18 protein-coding genes are annotated in these 18,810 nt (G+C 69.2%); 13 read left to right on the forward strand and 5 right to left on the reverse strand.

Annotation, left to right across the window (positions count from 1 at the left end; translation table 11 throughout):
- Positions 1–72: 72 nt before the first annotated feature.
- The 3 genes from E3T49_RS06550 to E3T49_RS06560 form a co-directional block, all read right to left on the reverse strand.
- Complete coding sequence (locus E3T49_RS06550; protein WP_134424156.1) at positions 73–1,710, reverse strand: solute symporter family protein; 1,638 nt, start codon at positions 1,708–1,710, stop codon at positions 73–75.
- Entirely contained in the window at positions 1,707–2,066 is a 360-nt protein-coding gene (locus E3T49_RS06555) for a DUF485 domain-containing protein (protein ID WP_134424157.1), read from the reverse strand. Before E3T49_RS06555 ends, E3T49_RS06550 begins: the two co-directional genes overlap by 4 nt.
- Before the next feature lie 76 nt (positions 2,067–2,142).
- Complete coding sequence (locus E3T49_RS06560) at positions 2,143–4,077, reverse strand: AMP-binding protein (protein ID WP_134424158.1); 1,935 nt, start codon at positions 4,075–4,077, stop codon at positions 2,143–2,145.
- An 87-nt stretch (positions 4,078–4,164) separates the two neighbouring features.
- Between E3T49_RS06560 and E3T49_RS06565 the strand changes: the two genes are divergently transcribed.
- From E3T49_RS06565 to E3T49_RS06600, 8 genes are read left to right on the forward strand one after another with little or no spacing between them, the layout of a single operon-like run.
- Entirely contained in the window at positions 4,165–4,863 is a 699-nt protein-coding gene (locus E3T49_RS06565; protein WP_134424159.1) for a GntR family transcriptional regulator, read from the forward strand.
- 12 nt (positions 4,864–4,875) lie between these two features.
- A complete protein-coding gene (locus tag E3T49_RS06570; protein ID WP_134424160.1) occupies positions 4,876–6,414 on the forward strand; it encodes an MmgE/PrpD family protein in 1,539 nt (512 codons plus the stop codon).
- The gene (gene prpB, locus E3T49_RS06575) at positions 6,414–7,325 is read left to right on the forward strand and encodes a methylisocitrate lyase (RefSeq protein WP_134424162.1); all 912 of its coding nucleotides are present in this window, start codon (positions 6,414–6,416) and stop codon (positions 7,323–7,325) included. Before E3T49_RS06570 ends, prpB begins: the two co-directional genes overlap by 1 nt.
- A 46-nt stretch (positions 7,326–7,371) precedes the next feature.
- The gene (locus tag E3T49_RS06580; RefSeq protein WP_134424163.1) at positions 7,372–8,502 is read left to right on the forward strand and encodes a bifunctional 2-methylcitrate synthase/citrate synthase; all 1,131 of its coding nucleotides are present in this window, start codon (positions 7,372–7,374) and stop codon (positions 8,500–8,502) included.
- Positions 8,503–8,544: 42 nt separating this feature from the next.
- Positions 8,545–9,165, forward strand: coding sequence for a phosphoribosyltransferase (locus E3T49_RS06585; RefSeq protein WP_134424164.1), 621 nt, complete (start codon positions 8,545–8,547; stop codon positions 9,163–9,165).
- Positions 9,162–9,881 carry a Type 1 glutamine amidotransferase-like domain-containing protein gene (locus tag E3T49_RS06590; RefSeq protein ID WP_134424165.1) on the forward strand — a complete coding sequence of 240 codons (720 nt, stop codon included), beginning with the start codon at positions 9,162–9,164 and terminating at the stop codon, positions 9,879–9,881. The genes E3T49_RS06585 and E3T49_RS06590 overlap by 4 nt, the downstream gene beginning before the upstream one ends.
- A gap of 7 nt (positions 9,882–9,888) precedes the next feature.
- Positions 9,889–10,575 carry a uracil-DNA glycosylase gene (locus E3T49_RS06595; RefSeq protein WP_134424166.1) on the forward strand — a complete coding sequence of 229 codons (687 nt, stop codon included), beginning with the start codon at positions 9,889–9,891 and terminating at the stop codon, positions 10,573–10,575.
- Positions 10,576–10,601: 26 nt separating this feature from the next.
- Positions 10,602–11,180, forward strand: coding sequence for a GNAT family N-acetyltransferase (locus E3T49_RS06600; RefSeq protein ID WP_174722390.1), 579 nt, complete (start codon positions 10,602–10,604; stop codon positions 11,178–11,180).
- 96 nt (positions 11,181–11,276) lie between these two features.
- On the opposite strand, the gene E3T49_RS06605 is transcribed toward E3T49_RS06600, so the two are convergent.
- Positions 11,277–12,095 carry an SDR family NAD(P)-dependent oxidoreductase gene (locus E3T49_RS06605; RefSeq protein WP_134424168.1) on the reverse strand — a complete coding sequence of 273 codons (819 nt, stop codon included), beginning with the start codon at positions 12,093–12,095 and terminating at the stop codon, positions 11,277–11,279.
- Positions 12,096–12,135: 40 nt separating this feature from the next.
- Here E3T49_RS06605 and E3T49_RS06610 point away from each other — a divergent pair, with 40 nt between their 5' ends.
- Both E3T49_RS06610 and E3T49_RS06615 read left to right on the forward strand, forming a co-directional pair.
- Positions 12,136–12,498 (forward strand): hypothetical protein, encoded by a 363-nt coding sequence (locus E3T49_RS06610; protein WP_134424170.1) that lies wholly within the window; start codon positions 12,136–12,138, stop codon positions 12,496–12,498.
- 41 nt (positions 12,499–12,539) lie between these two features.
- Entirely contained in the window at positions 12,540–14,027 is a 1,488-nt protein-coding gene (locus tag E3T49_RS06615) for an amidase (RefSeq protein ID WP_134424171.1), read from the forward strand.
- Between the two features lie 41 nt (positions 14,028–14,068).
- On the opposite strand, the gene E3T49_RS06620 is transcribed toward E3T49_RS06615, so the two are convergent.
- Positions 14,069–16,135 (reverse strand): MMPL family transporter, encoded by a 2,067-nt coding sequence (locus E3T49_RS06620; RefSeq protein ID WP_134424173.1) that lies wholly within the window; start codon positions 16,133–16,135, stop codon positions 14,069–14,071.
- 61 nt (positions 16,136–16,196) lie between these two features.
- Between E3T49_RS06620 and E3T49_RS06625 the strand changes: the two genes are divergently transcribed.
- The 3 genes from E3T49_RS06625 (at position 16,197) to E3T49_RS06635 (ending at position 18,788) form a co-directional block, all read left to right on the forward strand.
- Positions 16,197–16,721, forward strand: a complete 525-nt coding sequence (locus E3T49_RS06625; RefSeq protein ID WP_241972687.1) for a MarR family winged helix-turn-helix transcriptional regulator — start codon at positions 16,197–16,199, stop codon at positions 16,719–16,721.
- A 64-nt stretch (positions 16,722–16,785) separates the two neighbouring features.
- Positions 16,786–17,295, forward strand: coding sequence for a Fur family transcriptional regulator (locus E3T49_RS06630; protein WP_134424174.1), 510 nt, complete (start codon positions 16,786–16,788; stop codon positions 17,293–17,295).
- Positions 17,292–18,788, forward strand: a complete 1,497-nt coding sequence (locus E3T49_RS06635) for a catalase (RefSeq protein WP_134424176.1) — start codon at positions 17,292–17,294, stop codon at positions 18,786–18,788. Before E3T49_RS06630 ends, E3T49_RS06635 begins: the two co-directional genes overlap by 4 nt.
- Positions 18,789–18,810: the final 22 nt, after the last annotated feature.

The following is an 18,810-nucleotide window of genomic DNA, read 5'->3' on the forward strand; positions in this document are numbered from 1 at the left end:
CCCCCGACTGGGGTGCAGTCGAGGGGAGCAGAGGTCAAACCGGTCGTGCCGGCGTGTTGCGTGCTGCGTGACTCAGTGCTCGGAGGCCTTCTCGGCGCCGAACCCGGTCATGGACCGAACCGACATCTCCGCGGCCAGCAGCGGGTCTTCCTTGCGAGTGCTGGTGACCGAGCCGAGCCAGCCGAGGAAGAAGCCGACCGGGATGGAGATGATGCCGGGGTTGCTGAGCGGGAACCAGGCGAAGTTGACGCCGGCGCCGAACATCGACGTCTCCGTGCCGGAGAAGACCGGCGAGAAGATGATCAGTCCGACGGTGACACCGAGGCCGCCGTACATGCTCCACACGGCGCCGCGGGTGGTGAAGCCGCGCCAGAAGAGGGAGTACAGGATGGTCGGCAGGTTCGCGCTCGCCGCGACGGCGAAGGCCAGGGCCACCAGGAAGGCGATGTTCTGCCCCTGCACGCCGATGCCGCCGGCGATCGAGAGGACGCCGATCACAACGACGGTGCGACGGGCAACCTTGACCTCGGCGTCGGGGTCGCCCTTGCCCTTCTTGATCACGCTCATGTAGATGTCGTGCGCGAACGACGTGGCGGCGGTGATCGTGATCCCGGCCACCACGGCCAGGATCGTGGCGAACGCGATGGCGGAGATGAAGCCGAGCAGCAGCGGTCCGCCGAGGGCGAGGGACAGCAGCGGTGCGGCCGAGTTCACGCCGCCGGGAGCGGCGAGGATGACGTCTGCTCCGACGAGCGCCATGGCACCGAAGCCGAGCACGAGCGTGAACAGGTAGAACGCACCGATCAGCCAGATGGCCCAGACCACCGAGCGACGGGCCTCCTTGGCGCTGGGCACCGTGTAGAAACGCATCAGCACGTGCGGCAGACCCGCGGTGCCGAGCACCAGGGCGACGGCCAGCGAGACGAAGTCCAGCGGGTTGGTACCGTACTTCAGGCCCGGCACCAGGACGGCCGCACCGCTGCTCGAGGCGGCGACGGCCGTGTCGAGAAGGGCGGAGAAGTTGAAGCCGTTGATGGCCAGCACCCAGACAGTCATCGCGAATGCGCCGATGATGAGCAGGAATGCCTTGATGATCTGCACCCAGGTGGTGCCCTTCATCCCGCCGATGAGCACGTACATGATCATCAGGCCACCGACGACGGTGACCACGACGGACTGCCCGACCTTGTCGTTGATGCCGAGGAGCAGCGACACGAGGCCGCCGGCTCCGGCCATCTGGGCGAGGAGGTAGAAGAAGCAGACAGCCAGGGTGGTCGTCGCCGCGGCCACGCGCACGGGACCCTGACGCAGGCGGAAGGAGAGGACATCCGCCATGGTGTACTTGCCCGTGTTGCGCATGAGCTCGGCCACCAGCAGCAGGGCCACGAGCCACGCCACGAGGAAACCGATCGAGTACAGGAAGCCGTCGTAGCCGCTGACCGCGATCGCCCCGACGATGCCGAGGAAGGAGGCCGCGGAGAGGTAGTCGCCGGCAATGGCGAAGCCGTTCTGCGGGCCGGTGAAGGAACGGCCGCCGGTGTAGTAGTCGGCCGCGGTCTTGTTGTTGCGTCCCGCCCGGATGACGACGATCAGGGTCACCGCCACGAAGGCGAGGAAGATCGAGATGTTCAGCACGGGGTTGTTCTCCGTGGGTTCGACCGCCTGGGCCAGCCGGCCCGGCAGGGTCTGCAGAATGCTGGTTGCGATCATTTCTTGTCCATCTCCTCAAGCTCGGCACGCAGCTCGGCCCCGAGGGGGTCGAGACGGCGGTTCGAATACGACACGTACCACATGGTGATGGCGAAGGTGGTGACGAACTGGCCGAGGCCGAGCACCAGTCCGAGGTTGAACTTGCCGAAGACGGGGATCGCCATCACCTCGGGCAGGTAGGCCGCGACGAGAACGAAGGCGAAGTACCAGAGGAAGAAGAATGCGGCCAGCGGCAGGACGAATCCGCGTCGCTGCTTCTTCAGCTTGATGAACTTCGGCGTCTTCTCGTACGCGACGTAGTCGATCCTGGACGGTAGTACTCCGTCCGAGAGTGTGTTTTGCAGCGATTCCGTCATGCGGGCTCCTTTGCTCCGGTGAAGGGATGTGACTGTGGGGTGGTGCCGGGTGATCTGTGGGGGGTCAGGCTGTGGTTCAGGGGTGCGGGCTGACGCCGTGCACGGCCTGTTTCAGGTCGTCGAGAACCGTGGGATCCTCAATCGTGGGCGGAACCGTGTAGGGCTCGCCGTCGACGATCTGGCGGATGGTCTTGCGGAGGATCTTCCCCGACCTGGTCTTGGGCAGCCGGTCCAGGATGGTCACATCGCGGAAGGCAGCCACCGGCCCGACGTGCTCCCGCACCAGCGCGATGAGCTCTGCGGCGAGGGTGTCGTGGTCGATCGACGCACCGGCCTTGAGCGTGACGAATCCGGCCGCTCGCTGGCCCTTGAGCGGGTCGTGCACACCCAGCACCGCACATTCGGCGACCGCGGGGTGCAGGGTGAGCACTTCTTCGAGCGATCCGGTGGACAGTCGGTGCCCGGCGACGTTGATCACATCGTCGGTGCGGCCCATCACGTAGAGGTAGCCGTCGTCGTCGAAATGGCCGGAGTCGCCGGTGGCGTAGTACCCCGGGAAGGCCGACAGGTAGGAGCTGGTGAAACGGTCATCGCTACCCCAGATTCCGAGCAGGGTGCCGGGCGGCAGCGGCAGGCGGATGGCGATGTTGCCGTCCTTGCCGGCCCGGGTGACCGGCTTGCCCTTCGAATCGAGGATGGCCACGTCGTAGCCGGGAACCGGGAACGTGGCCGAACCCGGCTTCGTCTCGATATCGGCGATGCCGCGCGGGTTGGCACAGATCGCCCAGCCGGTCTCGGTCTGCCACCAGTGGTCGACCACGGGGCAGTGCAGCCCGTCATTGGCCCAGTGGTAGGTTTCCGGGTCGAGGCGTTCGCCGGCCAGGAACAACCCGTTCAGGCTGGACACATCGTGCCGCGCCAATTCCCGCAGGTCGGGATCGACCCGGCGGATGGCGCGGATGGCCGTGGGCGCCGTGAACAGGACCGACACCTGGTAGTCCTGCACCACGCGCCAGAACGCGCCGGCATCCGGAGTGCCGACCGGTTTTCCCTCATAGATGACCGTCGTGGCGCCGACCAGCAGCGGGGCGTAGACGATGTAGGAGTGGCCGACCACCCAGCCCACGTCGGAGGCCGCCCAGAACACCTCTCCGGGCTTGACACCGTAGATGTTGGCCATCGACCAGGCGAGCGCGACGGCGTGGCCGCCGTTGTCGCGCACGATTCCCTTCGGATTGCCGGTGGTTCCGGAGGTGTAGAGGATGTAGAGCGGGTCGTCGGAGCGCAGGCTGACCGGCGCCGCCGGGGTCGCCTCGTCCTCCTCGTGGGCCCAGTCCAGCCAGGCCACGTCGCTGGTGCCCGAGTAGTCGGCGGCGCAGCCGGGGACCATCTCGCGGTCGCGCACGATCACGGCGCGAACCGAGCCCTTGCTGCGGGCGAGCGCCTTCTCGACCAGGGGCAGGTATTCCAGCACGCGTCCCGGTTCCAGGCCGCCGGAGGCGGTCACGATCACGGTGGGCCGGGCGTCGTCGATCCGGACCGCGAGCTCGCTGGCGGCGAAACCGCCGAAGACGACGGAGTGGACGGCGCCGATGCGGGCGCAGGCCAGCATCGCCACGATGGCCTCCGGGATCATCGGCAGATAGACGATCACCCGGTCGCCCTGGCCGACACCGTTGGCGCGGAGCACCCCGGCGAAACGCTCGACCCGGCCGAGCAGTTCCCGGTAGCTCAGACGCACGCGGGTGCCCGACATGGCCGAGTCGTAGACGACGGCCGTCTGATCGCCGCGGCCCGCGAGCACGTGGCGGTCGAGGGCGTTGTAGCTGGTGTTCAGCTCGCCGTCGGGGAACCAGCGCCAGGTACCGGGGGAGCGTTCCTCCAGCGCCGTCTGCGGAGGAGTGACCCAGTCGATGGCCTGCGCGGCCTCCAGCCAGAACGCCGAACGCGTGTCGGCGTCGACGCTGCGGTGCCACAGGTCGTGATACCCCGCTGCCGCTTCTCCTGACATTCGAACCTCCCCGTTGAAGTTCCTATGTATACATAGAATTCGTGAAGTCTGGCACAAATCACTCATAAAGGGAATAACATGTGATCTGTGTATACAGAAACCCCAACGGCGGGGAGCACGGCCCCGGTTCGCGCGAGTGAGCGCGCCTACCGGCAGCTGCGTGGCGAGATCCTCGACGGCCTCCTGGCGCCCGGCACGGTGCTGCTCGAGGTGGAACAATCGGCCCGGATCGGAGTGTCGCGCACCCCTCTGCGCGCAGCGATCGCGCGGCTGATCGCCGACGGCCTGGTGGCCGGGCGCCCCGGCCGGGGCTTCATGGTGACCGAGATGAGCCTGGACAGCATCCGTGAGCTCTACGAGGTGCGCCGCGCCCTGGAGGAACACGCCGCCCGCATCGCCGCGGAGCGCCGTGACCCGGCGGTCTTCGAGGCCCTCCACACACAGTTCCTCGCCGCTCCCGACCTGCTCCAGCACGGCGAAGCCGGACTACACCGCTACTACGAACTGATCGACGAGTTCGACCAGGCCCTCGACGACGCCGTGGCGAACCCCTTCCTCGTCGGGGCGCTCGCCGGAGTGCGCACTCACCTCGCCCGCATCCGTCGCCTCGCCCGGGACAACCCGGCCCGGCTCCGGGCCGCCGCCGCCGAGCACCTGCTCATCGTCGAGGCCGTCGCGGCCGGCGATTCGTCCCTGGCCGCCCATGCCACCCATGTCCACCTCAACCAGAGCCTGCGGAGCGTCCTCGCGGCGGTCCAGGCGTCCGCGGCCGTTCCGGCCGACTAACCGAAAGGACCCATCGTGCAGCTTCACCACGTTCGAGTGCACCGCAGCTCCGAGAACCTCGCCCGCACCGACCAGCTCGCCTGGAAGATCGCCGAGTGCGCCGCCGACCCCGTCGCGGTGAACGACGACGTGACCGAGATGATCATCAACCGGGTCATCGACAACGCCGCGGTCGCTGCCGCGTCGCTGACCCGGCAGCCGGTGGTGGCGGCCCGCTCGCAGGCGCTGGCGCATCCGCGCTCCTTCAACGGGGTGGGCGCGACGGTGTTCGGTGAACAGCGCTCCCGCCGGGTGTCTCCGGAATGGGCGGCCTGGGCCAACGGCGTGGCCGTGCGCGAACTCGACTACCACGACACGTTCCTGGCCGCCGAGTACTCCCATCCCGGCGACAACATCCCGCCCGTCGTCGCGGTCGCCCAACACCTCGCCACCGCGCGCGGCCTGACCGGGCGCGACCTGGTGCGCGGCATCGCCACGGGCTACGAGATCCAGATCGACCTGGTCAAGGCGATCAGCCTGCACGCGCACAAGATCGACCATGTGGCCCACCTCGGCCCGTCGGCCGCCGCCGGCATCGGCACCCTGCTCGGACTCGATGTCGAGACCATCTTCCAGGCCGTCGGCCAGGCCCTGCACACCACCACGGCCACCCGGCAGTCGCGGAAGGGCGAGATCTCCAGCTGGAAGGCGCACGCCCCGGCCTTCGCCGGCAAGATGGCGGTGGAAGCGGTCGACCGGGCGATGCGCGGCGAGACCAGCCCCACCCCGATCTACGAGGGCGAAGATGGCGTGATCGCCTGGCTGCTCGACGGCCCGGATGCCGCCTACGAGGTGTCGTTGCCCTCCAACGGCGAGGCGAAGCGCGCCATCCTCGACAGCTACACCAAGGAACACTCGGCGGAGTACCAGGCGCAGGCGTGGATCGACCTGGCCCGGAAGCTCCACCGCGAGCACCCGCAGCTGGTCGACCCGGCCAACGTCGCATCCGTCGTCATCCACACCAGCCACCACACCCACTACGTGATCGGGTCGGGAGCGAACGACCCGCAGAAGTACGACCCCCGGGCGAGCCGGGAGACCCTCGACCACTCGATCCCCTATATCTTCACGGTCGCCCTGCAGGACGGCAGCTGGCACCATGTGGATTCCTACCGGCCCGAACGCGCCGGCCGGGCCGACACGATCGCCCTCTGGAACACGGTGACCACCACGGAAGATCCGGAGTGGACCCGCCGGTACCACTCGCTCGACCCGGCCGAGAAGGCCTTCGGCGGTCGCGTCGAGATCGAGCTGACCGACGGGAGCCGGATCGTCGACGAGATCGCCGTGGCCGACGCCCACCCGCTCGGCGCCAAGCCGTTCGGCCGGGCCGAATACGTGAACAAGTTCCGCACCCTCGCGCAGGACGTCGTGGAGGAGGGCGAGATCGTACGGTTCCTCAGCGCGGCCGAACGCCTGCCGCGGCTCGGTGCCGGGGAGCTCGGCCAGCTCACCATCGTGGCCCACAACGGCCTGCTCGCCGCGCTCCCCACCCCGAACGGAATCTTCTGATGCTGTACTCGAACGTCACTCCGGCCGACAAACGGGCCGCGTTCCGCGCGGACCTGGCCAGCGGCCGGCTGCTGCGCTTCCCCGGCGCGTTCAACCCGCTCTCGGCCCGCCTGATCGCGGCCAAGGGATTCGAGGGTGTGTACGTGTCGGGAGCGGTACTCTCCGCCGACCTCGGCCTGCCCGACATCGGCCTGACCACCCTCACCGAGGTCGCCGGCCGCAGCCAGCAGATCGCCCGGATGAGCGACCTGCCGACCATCGTGGACGCCGACACCGGCTTCGGCGAGCCGATGAACGTGGCGCGCACCATCCAGTCCCTCGAGGATGCCGGGCTCGCCGGGATGCACATCGAGGATCAGGTCAATCCGAAACGCTGCGGGCACCTTGACGGCAAGCAGGTCGTCGACGAGTCCACGGCAGCCAAGCGCATCCGCGCGGCGGTGGATGCCCGGCGGGACCCGAACTTCCTGGTCATGGCGCGCACGGACATCCGTGCCGTCGACGGCCTGGCCGCCGCCGTCGACCGGGCGAAGATGCTCGTCGACGCCGGCGCCGACGCGATCTTCCCCGAGGCCATGGCGTCGCTGGCCGAGTTCGCGGCGATCCGCGCTGCCGTGGACGTGCCGGTGCTGGCGAATATGACCGAGTTCGGCAAGGGCGAGCTCTACACGACCGCTCAGTTGGCGGATGTCGGCATGAACATCGTCATCTTCCCGGTGTCCCTGCTCCGCCTCGCGATGGGGGCCGCCGAACGCGGCCTCGACACCATCGAGGCGGAGGGGTCGCTGACCAGCCTGCTGCCCGAGATGCAGCACCGGGCGAAGCTCTACGAGCTGCTCGACTACGAGTCGTACAGCCACTTCGATTCCGGCGTCTTCAACTTCACCCTCAATCCGGATGTTGCTTCGTAGCAGCCCGGTTCCGCCCGCAGATCCAGTCTCAACGCAAGGGAGCGACATGAGTCAGAACGAACCGACCGTCTACAAGGGCCTGGCCGGTGTCGTGGTCGACCGCACCCAGGTGTCCAAGGTCAACCCCGAAACGAACTCGCTGCTGTACCGCGGCTACCCGGTGCAGGAATTGGCGGCGCAGAAAAGCTTCGAGGAGGTGGCCTACCTGCTCTGGCACGGCGAGTTGCCGACCGACGCCGAGCTGGGCGAGTTCGAGGAGCAGGAGCGCTCGCTCCGGCACCTCACGCCCGCCGTGAAGCGCGTCATCGACGAGCTGCCGATGACGGCGCACCCGATGGACGTCGTGCGCACGGCGGTCAGCCTGATCGGGGCGAACGACCCCGACGCGGCCGATTCGTCGCCGGAGGCCAACCGCGCCAAGGGCCTGCGGCTGTGGGCGCAGATGCCGTCGATCGTCGCCTACGACCAGCGCCGCCGCCACGGCCTCGAGCCGATCGAACCGCGCAGCGACCTCGGCTACTCGGCCAACTTCCTCTTCATGACGTTCGGCGAGGTGCCCGAGCTGGTGGTCGTGAACGCGTTCGACGTGTCGATGATCATGTACGCGGAGCACTCCTTCAACGCGTCCACGTTCACCGCCCGGGTGATCACCTCGACCCGGTCCGACCTGCACTCCGCGGTCACCGGCGCGATCGGCGCCCTCAAGGGTGCCCTGCACGGCGGCGCGAACGAGGCCGTGATGCACATCTTCGACGAGATCGGGCTCGGGCTGGGCGCCGGGGAACGCGCCGAGACCTGGCTGAACGAGACCCTCGCCGCCAAGCGCAAGGTGATGGGCTTCGGCCACCGGGTGTACAAGCACGGGGACTCGCGGGTGCCGACCATGCGCACCGCGCTGGTCACCCTGGTCGAGCACTACGACCGGCCCGACCTGATGGAGCTCTACGAATCCCTCGAGGCGGGGATGACGACGCGCACCGGCATCCTGCCGAACCTGGACTATCCGTCGGGGCCGGCGTACAACCTGATGGGATTCGACACCCTCACGTTCACGCCGATCTTCGTCGCGGCCCGGTTGACCGGGTGGACGGCGCACATCATCGAGCAGACGGCGTCGAACGCACTGATCCGGCCGCTCTCACTGTACGACGGCCACGACGAGCGGCACCTCGCCTGACCCGGCGGCGGCGGCGGCCGCGCCGTGACCTACCATTGGGAAATGGGATTCGACGCGGACGACGCTGCAAGTGATGTGACCGGTATTGAGCGGGAAGTGCTGGGCTGGGATGTGTTCGCGGACGCGTCCCGCCAGCTCTCCTCGGCTGTGCTGGCGAGCGGTTTCCGGCCGGATGTCGTGATCGCCATCGCCCGCGGCGGACTGCTGCTCGCCGGGGCGATGTCGTACGCGCTCGGCACCAAGAATTGCGGCAGCATCAACGTGCAGTTCTACACCGGCGTCGACGAGCGTCTTCCCGAGCCGATCCTGTCCGGACCGATGCTCGACGCTCCGTCGCTGACCGGCATGCGCGTGCTGCTCGTGGACGACGTCTCCGACTCCGGGCACACCCTCGCGATGGTCGTCGCGCTGCTGCGCGAGACCGCCTGCGAGGTGCGCACCGCCACCCTCTACACCAAGCCCCGCACGGTGCTGGTGCCCGATTTCACGTGGTGCGAAACGGATGCCTGGATCGTGTTCCCCTGGTCGTCGCTGCCGCCCGTGGTCGAGAGCCTCGCGGGGGCGAGCCTGCCCGCCGACTCTCTGCCTGCCGCCAGCCTGCTGGCCGCCAGCCTGCCCCTGGTCGTCGAGCGCGTCGAGCGCGCCGCGGGCGCCGCACTGTGAGCGTGCACCTGGTCGGCGGCGGCTGGAACGCCCAGACCGACGCGGCCGTCTACGGCGCCTTCCTGACCGAGGCCGCGGCGCGCGGAGCCGCACTCGGTCGCACCGACCCGCTCCTCGCGATCCTGGTCGTGCGCGACGGGGACGGCGCCGAACACGCCGACAACCTGGTCGCCGCGGTGTCTGCGGCCGGCGAGTTCGAAGCCCGGATCACCGTCGTCGCCCCGGGCGACGAGTTCGCCCTGACGGCTCTCGCGGAAGTCGACGGCATCCTGATCGGCGGCGGAGTCACCCCTGCCTACCTCGCCGCGGTGGCCCCGGTGGCCGGCGAGATCCGGCGCCAGGTGGCGGCCGGCATCCCGTATCTCGGTTTCTCGGCCGGCGCGATGATCGCCGCCGAGCGTGCCCTGATCGGCGGCTGGCGGATGGGCGGGGTCGAGGTCAGCGGCCGGAACGCCGCCGAGGGCCTCGACGAGATCACCATCGAACCCGGCATCGGATTGCTCGACGTCACGGTGGAGGTGCATGCAGCCCAGTGGGGCACACTGTCCCGGCTGGTCGCGGCCACCGAGGCCGGCCTGATCGACGGCGGACTCGCCATCGACGAGAACACCGCGCTGGTCGTCGGCGAGGGTGCCCTCGGCGTCGTCGGGGCCGGCAGTGTCTGGCGGGTCAGCCAGGCCGACGGCGGGGTGCTTGTGAGCACCTTCGGCGCCTGACGCCGGCATGCCCTTCACCGCCGAGGATCTGACCCGCAGTGGAGCCGTCGACGCGGGCTGGGCTGCGGCGCTCGCGCCCGTCGGGCCGCAGATCGACGCGATGGGGGAGTTCCTCGGCACCGAGACCCGGAGCGGCCGGGTCTGGCTGCCCGAGCCGCAGAACGTGTTCCGTGCCTTCGCCCAGCCGTTCGACGCGGTGCGCGTGCTCATCGTCGGCCAGGACCCGTATCCGACTCCGGGGCATCCGATCGGCCTGGCCTTCGCGGCCGAGGCCCACGTGCGCCCCCTTCCGCGGAGCCTCGCCAACATCTGCCGGGAACTGCGTGACGATGTGGGCGTCACGGCCACCGACGGCGACCTCAGCTCGTGGTCGAACCAGGGCGTGCTGCTGCTGAACCGCGTGCTCACGGTGCAGGCCGGACTGGCCGGCTCGCACCGGCGCCGCGGGTGGGAAGCCGTCACCGAGCAGGCCATCCGGGCCCTCGTCGCCCGCGACCGGCCACTGGTGGCGATCCTGTGGGGCAAGGATGCCGGCACGCTGCGGCCGCTGCTCGGCGACACCCCGGTGATCGAATCCGCGCACCCGAGCCCGCTCTCGGCCAAGCGCGGATTCTTCGGGTCGAAGCCGTTCAGCCGGGCCAACGAGTTCCTCGGCCGCGCCGGGGCGACGCCGGTGGACTGGTCCCTCGGGTAATCTGGACTTCTCTGGAGGAGTTAGCTGTGCTTGAAGAGGAATACCAGCCGCGCCGGCAATTGCCCCGGCATCTGCGACCGACGCCCGTGCACGAGGCGCCGTTCGGGTTCACCATGCGTGAGGCTCAAATCACCGATCTGCCCTATATCCGGGAGATCTACAACTACTACGTCGCCAACAGCACCGTCACCTTCGACGTCGACCCGATGACGCTGGCCGAATGGCGCAGCAAGTTCTACTACCTCGGCAAGCTCGGGATGCCGTTCATCGTGGCGGTCTCCCCGGCCGGCCAGCTACTCGGCTACGCCCTGGTCAGTCCCTGGAAGCAGAAACGCGCCTACCGGTTCACGGTCGAGAACTCGATCTACCTCGGCGCGGCGTCCACGGGCAAGGGCCTGGGCCGGATGCTGCTCGGCGAGCTGATCGAGCGCTCCAAAACGGCCGGGCTGAAGGAGATCATCGCGGTCGTCGCCGACCAGGGTGCCGACGCCTCGATCAAGCTGCACCGTGACTTCGGCTTCGAGGAGATCGGCCGGATGGGCAAGGTCGGCTTCAAGTTCGACCGCTGGCTCGGCACCGTGCTCATGCAGAAGAGCCTCAAGTAGCCGTCCCGGCGGTGAACCGACAGGTCTGAGGGGTGTGCGGGCATCCGCACCCCCCTTTTTCGTCGGTTCGACGCGCGCTTGGGAGGCGCGCGCAGGTCAGCCGGCCGGGCGGTTCAGGCGACCGGTGGCCGTGATGACCAGCCGGTGGGGGAGCCGGGCGCAGAGTCCGGCGAGCAGGGCGTTGCGCCGGCCGCTGACCGCGTGCGGCGGGGTGGACGCCCGGTCGAGTGCGGCGAAGCTGGTGCGCATCACGTCGTCGACCGTGAGCATGCCGCGAAACGAGGAGGTGGTGCGCCCGGCGACGGCGAAGAACTCCGTGCTCACCGGTCCCGGGCAGATGGCGGTCACTTTGAGCCCCGTGGCCCGGGTCTCGTACCAGAGTGCCTCGGTGTAGCTGCGCACGTAGGCCTTCGTGGCCGCGTAGACGGCCATCTGCGGCACCGGCTGGAACGAGGCCGTGCTGGCGAGGTTGACCAGGGCCGCGCTGCCCGGGGTCGTCTGGGCGGTGTGGATGAGTCCGGGCAGCAGCGCGTGCGTGAGCGCGGTCAGCGCCTGCACATTCAGCGCCACCTGCTCTGCTTCGCGTTCCGGGTCGGAATCCAGCACGGTGCCGTAGGTGCCGAAACCGGCGTTGTTGACGAGGGTGCCGACGGTGATCCGGCGTGTGCCCAGGTCGGAGACCAGCTCGCCGACGGCGCCGGGGCAGGCCAGATCGAGCGGGATGACCGTGCACACGGTGCCGTACGTGGCGGCCAGGTCCGCGGCGAGGTCCGCCAGACGTTCCCCGCGGCGAGCGGTGAGCACGAGGTCGGCCCCACGCCGGGCCAGTTCGTGCGCGTAGCCGGCTCCCAGGCCGCTCGAGGCTCCCGTGACGAGGGCCGTGGTTCCGATCGGAGTGAAGACGGCGTGGGGCATGGATTCAGGCTACTGGGCGTCTGGCGCGTAAAATCAAGGGATGACGGATGTTCTTCCCACCCTGCCCGAGCGCCACACCGTGCTGCGCTCCTTCGCGGGCCACCTCGAGGCCGGCCCCGATGCGGTGTTCAACCGGCTCGTGGCCGCCATGGCCGCCGGAGCATCCGGGGGCGGCAGCGTGCACACCGACCGCGGCCGACGGATACTCGTGCTCCGGCGCGGCTGGTGGTACCGCGGCGAGTACCAGGTGCTGCCCGAGGACGAGACGGGGTCGCTTGTTCAGTACGAGATCGTCAACGTCGCCCAGGTGCTGCCGTGGGCCGGCGCGTGGGCGGCGGCATCCGTTCTCCGTGCGTCGCCACGGTCGTTCCAGGCGTTGTTGACCGGGCTGTCGCACCCCTGACCGTCTCCTCGCCGCCCCGCCTGGCTGACTAGGCTCGGGGGATGGCCGCCCCACACGAACTGACCGCACTCGAACAATGGCAGGCGTTGCAGCGCGGCGAGCTCAGCCCGACCGAGCTGACCGACCACTACCTCGACCGGATCGAGGCGCTCGATCCGGGTTTGGGTGCCTTCGTGACAGTGACCCCGGAGGCCGCCAGGGAGCGTGCCCGCTTCGTCGAGGAGCACGTGCCGCGCACCAGACCGCTGTGGGGGCTTCCCTTTGCCGACAAGGACCTGCAGCGCCGGGCCGGCGTACCGGCCCGCTTCGGGTCGCGGCTCATGCGGGGTTTCGTCCCGGCCGAGTCCGACGACCTCGTGCGTGCGCTCGACGACGCCGGCGGCGTGAGCCTGGGCAAGACCAGCACTCCCGAGTTCGGGTTGCCGTCGTACACCGAGACCCTGGCCGGGCCGCCGGCCCGCAACCCGTGGGACCGTTCCCGGGGTGCCGGAGGATCGAGCGGTGGGGCCGCCGTCGCTGTCGCGGCCCGGCTGCTTCCGTTCGCGCCGGGATCCGACGGCGGCGGCTCGGTACGGATCCCGGCGGCGGCCTGCGGCCTCGTCGGAGTGAAGCCGTCCCGTGGCCGGGTGCCTTCCGCGTCGGGGATCGACGCGCTCGGTGGTCTCAGTGTGGCCGGTCCGCTGGCGCGGACGGTGACGGATGCCGCCCTGCTGCTGGACGCGATGATCGCGCCCCGGGGCGGGCATCCGCAACACCTGTTCACCCTGCGCGCCCCCGGCGACGACGCGCCCCTGCTGGCCGCCGCCGTGCGCGGAGAGGGTCGCTTCCAGCTCGGGGTGATGACCACCTCCGCCTGGGACAGTTCCTACCCGATCGAGATCGCGCCGGAGGCCCTGGCCGCCCTCGCGGTGGCCGTCGACGGGTTCGCGGCCCTGGGCCATGGCCTGGAGGAGACGGCGCTGGAGCCCGACGACACGTATGCTCCGGCCTTCCGAACCATCTGGCAGGCCGGCGCGGCGGGGATCCCCGCCGACACCCCGGAGCAGGAGGATCTGCTCGAGCCGCTCACCCGCTGGCTGATGCGCCGGGGCCGGGAGCTGTCCGCCCGGGACCTTGCCCAAGCGCTCACCGCGCTGTCGGCCTACGAGCGCTCCTTCATCCGGCAGCTGTCCCGCTTCGACGCCGTGCTCACTCCGGCCCTCGCGCTCACGCCCCGCCCGCTGGGCTGGTACGACGCCGGCGACGGGGAGCGCAACTTCGCCCAGCAGGTGCAGTACACCCCGTTCACCTCCATGGTCAACGTGAGCGGGTTGCCCGCCCTCGTGCTGCCCGTGGCCGAAACCGCGGACGGGCTGCCGATGGGCGTGCAGCTGATCGGGCGGCCGGGCGGCGAGGCCACGCTGCTGGCACTCGGCGCCCAGCTCGAGCGGAGGCTGCGCTGGCAGCACCGCACGCCGCCCGAGCCCGGCCCGCCGAGCCTGGCGTCGAACCAATTCGACGGAGATTTTCGGTCAAACACCCGTTTCTGAGCCCGAACGCCCGGTTCAGAGCAGAATCTCCGTCGAATTCGCTATGCCCGCGGGGCCTTCGCGGCCGGACTTGACGGCCACCAGAACCGGTCTCCGGTGAGGAACACCAGCGCGGGTACCACGAGGGTGCGCACGACCAGCGTGTCGAGCAGAACGCCGATGCAGACGATGACGCCGATCTGGGTCAGGGCCACGACGGGAAGCACGCCCAGCACGGCGAAGACCGCCGCGATCAGGATGCCGGCGCTCGTGATGACGGCGCCCGTCGACGACAGGGCGCGCACCATGCCCTCCTTGGTGCCGAACCGGATGCTCTCCTCCCGGGCCCGGGTGGTGAGAAAGATGTTGTAGTCCACACCGAGTGCCACGAGGAAGAGGAACGCGAAGAGCACCACGTTGGTGTTGAAGGCGGGGAACCCCATCAGATTCTGGAAGATCCAGTTGGAGGCGCCGAGGCTGGCGAAGAAGGTCGCCAACACGCTGACGATCAGCAGTACCGGCGCGACCAGGGACCGCAGCAGCAGGGCCAGGATGGCGAAGACGATCGCCAGGATCATGGGGATGATCAGGGCCTGGTCGGCCTGGGCGCTCGTCTTGTTGTCGAACGCCGTGGCGTCGCTGCCGCCGACCAGCGCCTCGGACACGTCACCCGACGCGTCGGCGTAGGTGCCGCGCAGGGTGTCGATGACGGCGAAGGTCTCATCACTTCCGGGCTCGCTGGAAAGGGACAGGTTCAGCCGGGTGAGCCCGTTCGCGCTCTCACCGGGCTGGACGGACTCGATGCCGGGCGTCTCGGTGGCGAGCGTGGTGGCCTCGGCCGCCGCCGCATCCGGAACCAGCACGATGGTCTGGCTGGTGAGGCCGGCCGAGAAGGACTCCTCCACGATGGCCTGCGCCTGCACCGACTCGGGTTTGCCGAGCAGTTGGTCGGCCTGCGACAGACCCACCGAGGCGCCGATCAGGCCCAGGCTGAGGGCGGCGATGCCGGCGACGGATGCCGCGATGACCACGACCGGACGGCGCTGCACTCCGCGGCCGAGACGGGACCAGAAACCGGGGCGCAGCTCCGCGCCGGCACCGGGCACGAAACGGGGGATGAACGGCCAGAACAGGCCGCGGCCGCAGACCACGAGGGCGGCCGGCAGCACGACCAGAGCGAAGATGATGGCGATGACCACGCCGATGGCGCAGGCGAAACCGAGCGCGCGGTTGCCCGACAGCTCGGCGAACAGCAGGGTGAGCAGGCTGAGCGCGACCGTGCCGCCACTGGCGGCGATGGCCGGGCCGGCGCCGCGTACCGCGGCCAGCATGGCGTCGTTGCGGTTCTCGGTGCGGAGCAACTCCTCGCGGTAGCGGGCCACGAGCAGCAGGGCGTAGTTCGTTCCCGCGCCGAAGACCAGCACCGACTGGATGCCGGCGACGGAGGGGTCGAGGGTGATGCCGAACGGTTCGGCGAGAGCGCCCACCACGACTGCGGAGAGGCCGTCCGCGATGCCGACGACGACGAGCGGGACGATCCACAGGACGGGGCTGCGGTAGGTGACGATCAGGAGCACGGCGACGACGATCACGGTGATCAGCAGGAGCCGCACATCGGCGCCGGCGAAGGCGTTCGTGATGTCGGACTGGAAGCCGACGGCGCCGGTGACATAGGCATCCAGGCCCTTCGGGAGACCGTCGGACGCGGCGGCACGAATGTCGGTGGCCGTCTGTCCGATGTCGGCGTTGGCCTCGTCGGCATCCAGTGGAACGATGCTGATGGCGGCCTGGCCGTCGTCACTGAACCGCGGCATGGTGGCCTGCGGTGCGATCGACTGGTCGGCCAGGGCGGCAGCGCTCTGGCCGATGGCGGTCTTGTCTGCCGGCGTCAGCCCGGTGCCGTCCCGGGTCCAGACCACGATGGCGGACGTCTGCTCGGCGGACGGGAAGTCGGCGAGGAGGGCGTCGACCTGCGCGGCCTGGCTGGTGGTGGGCAACCCGGAGGTGGGAAACTCCTCGGAATCGTCCGAGGGGAGAAGGGAGAACAGCAGGCCGACGGCGATGATCGTGCCGACCAGAACGATCCAGGCCGTTCGACGACCGGTGATGAACCGCTGAATCGCGAGCACGTTTTCCTCCAAGAAGCTTAATTGCTAGGCGTCCTAGCGATATCTGACATAGTATGTCCTTATGGAAGAGCGTCGCAAGTCCGCTCCCGGCTCCGAGACCGGGTCGATCGGCGCGCCGGAGCGCGGTCCGGCACTCGATTCCGACCTGCCCGAGTCGGCCCGAATCGGCTTCCAGCTCCACGAGATCGTGCATCTCTCCCGGGCCTTCGAGCGTCAGGTCGGCAATGCGCTCGACGTCAACTCCACCGACCTGTCCGCCATGGAGCATCTGATCCAGGAGGGTTCGCTGACCCCCGGGGAGCTCGCCCGCCGGCTGGATATCTCCACCGCGGCGACGACGCTGGTGGTGGACCGTCTGGTGGCCCTCGGTCACGCGCAGCGCAATCCGCACGTGTCTGACCGGCGCAAAGTCGTCGTCGTCCCTGCTCCGGAATCGATTGCCCGTGCCTTTCATGAGCTTCATCCGGTGATCGGGGGAGTGGCCGCAGTCACCGACGAACTCAGCGACGACGATCGACTCGTGATCGAGGCGTTCCTGGACCGGGTTGTCGGCGTCTACCAGTCAGCGTTGGGCCTGCCCGGCTGATCCACCATCCCGGTCCGCGCGTGTCGTGTTTTGATTGACTCAAGACAACTGTTAGCGTGGGGGCATGACGAATGCGGAGCGCGTGAAGGTGGCTGAGCCGTCCAGCGCGCTTGCCGACAGCATCCGTGCGTCCGGGCTCAAGGTCACGGCGCCCCGTCTGGCGGTTCTGCGGGTTCTCGATCAGGCCCCGCACTCGACCGCGGAACGCCTGTTCGTCGCCGTGCGCGCCGAGCTGCCGGGCACCTCGTTGCAGGCCGTCTACGGTGTGCTCGCGGCTTTCGCCGGCGCGGGGATCGCCCGCAAGATCGAGCCGGCCGGTTCCCCGGCCCTCTTCGAACGCCGGGTCGGCGACAACCACCACCACATCGTCTGCACTCGCTGCAGCGCTGTGCGTGACGTTGACTGCGCTGTGGGCGAGGCACCCTGCCTGACGCCCGCGCACGACTCCGGATTTGCCGTTCACACCGCCGAGGTCACCTACTGGGGCCTCTGCCCCGACTGCCAGGCGGCCACGGCCGCCGCACCGTCCACACTCTCCATACCTGCACCGCTGTCGAACAAAGGAGCACGATGACTATCAAGCCCACCACCACGCAGACGGGAACGCCCGTCGCCAGCGACGAGCACTCCCTCACCGTCGGCAGCGATGGAGTCGCTGCCCTGCACGACCGCTACCTGGTCGAGAAGCTCGCCCAGTTCAACCGTGAGCGCATCCCGGAGCGCATCGTGCACGCCAAGGGTGGCGGAGCGCACGGTGTCTTCCAGGTGACCGGGGATGTCTCCGCGTACACCCGGGCCGCCGTGTTCCAGCCCGGAACGACCACCGAGACGCTGCAGCGCTTCTCCAGCGTCGCCGGCGAGCAGGGCAGCCCCGACACCTGGCGCGACGTGCGCGGTTTCTCGGTCAAGTTCTACACGTCCGAGGGCAACTACGACATCGTGGGCAACAACACTCCGGTGTTCTTCATCCGCGACGGCATCAAGTTCCCCGACTTCATCCACTCGCAGAAGCGCCTGCCGGGCTCCGGCCTGCGGGACGCGACCATGCAGTGGGACTTCTGGACCCTCTCCCCGGAGTCCGCGCACCAGGTGACCTACCTGATGGGCGACCGCGGCCTGCCGCGCTCCTGGCGTGAGATGCCCGGCTTCGGTTCGCACACCTACCAGTGGATCAACGCCGCCGGCGAGCGCTTCTGGGTCAAGTACCACTTCACCTCCAACCAGGGCAACATCGAGATGGAGGGTTCGGAAGCCGAGCTCATCGCGGGCGCCGACGCCGACTACTACCGTCGCGACCTGCACGACGCGATCGAGGCCGGCGACTTCCCGTCCTGGGACGTTTCGGTGCAGATCATGCCGTACGAAGACGCCAAGACCTACCGCTTCAACCCGTTCGACCTCACCAAGGTGTGGCCGCACGCGGACTACCCCCTGGTCAAGGTGGGCACGCACACGCTGAACCGCAATCCGCAGAACTTCTTCGCGGAGATCGAGCAGGCGGCGTTCTCCCCGGCGAACTTCGTGCCCGGCATCGCCGCCAGCCCCGACAAGATGCTGATGGCGCGCATCTTCTCCTACCCGGACGCCCAGCGCTACCGTGTCGGCACCAACTTCGCCGAGCTGCCGGTCAACGCTCCGAAGTCGCCGGTCAACAACTACTCGCAGGACGGCGCGGCGCGTCACCACTACAACCCGCCGACCGCTCCGAACTACGCTCCGAACTCGCTGGGCGGCCCCGTTGCCGACCCGCTGCTCGCTGCCGAAGGCGGCTGGGAGAACGACGGCGAGCTGCTCCGCGCCGCTGCACGGCTGCGCAGCGAGGACAGCGACTTCGGCCAGGCCGGAACGCTGTACCGCGAGGTCTACGACGACGCCGCCAAGGCGCGCTTCCTCGACACCATCACCGGCGCCATCAGCGGGGTGCAGCGCCCCGAGGTGACCGAGCGCGCCATCGCGTACTGGACCAGCGTCGACGCCGATCTCGGCCTGAAGCTGCGCGCGAACCTCGCGACCTGGGCCGAGGCCGACATGCTCGCCGAGGCCGCTTCCGGTTACCCGGTCGAGTAGCAGCATCCGTTTGACCTGAAAC

The organism is Cryobacterium cryoconiti, assembly GCF_004403065.1.
GTDB classification, from domain to species: Bacteria; Actinomycetota; Actinomycetes; order Actinomycetales; family Microbacteriaceae; genus Cryobacterium; species Cryobacterium cryoconiti.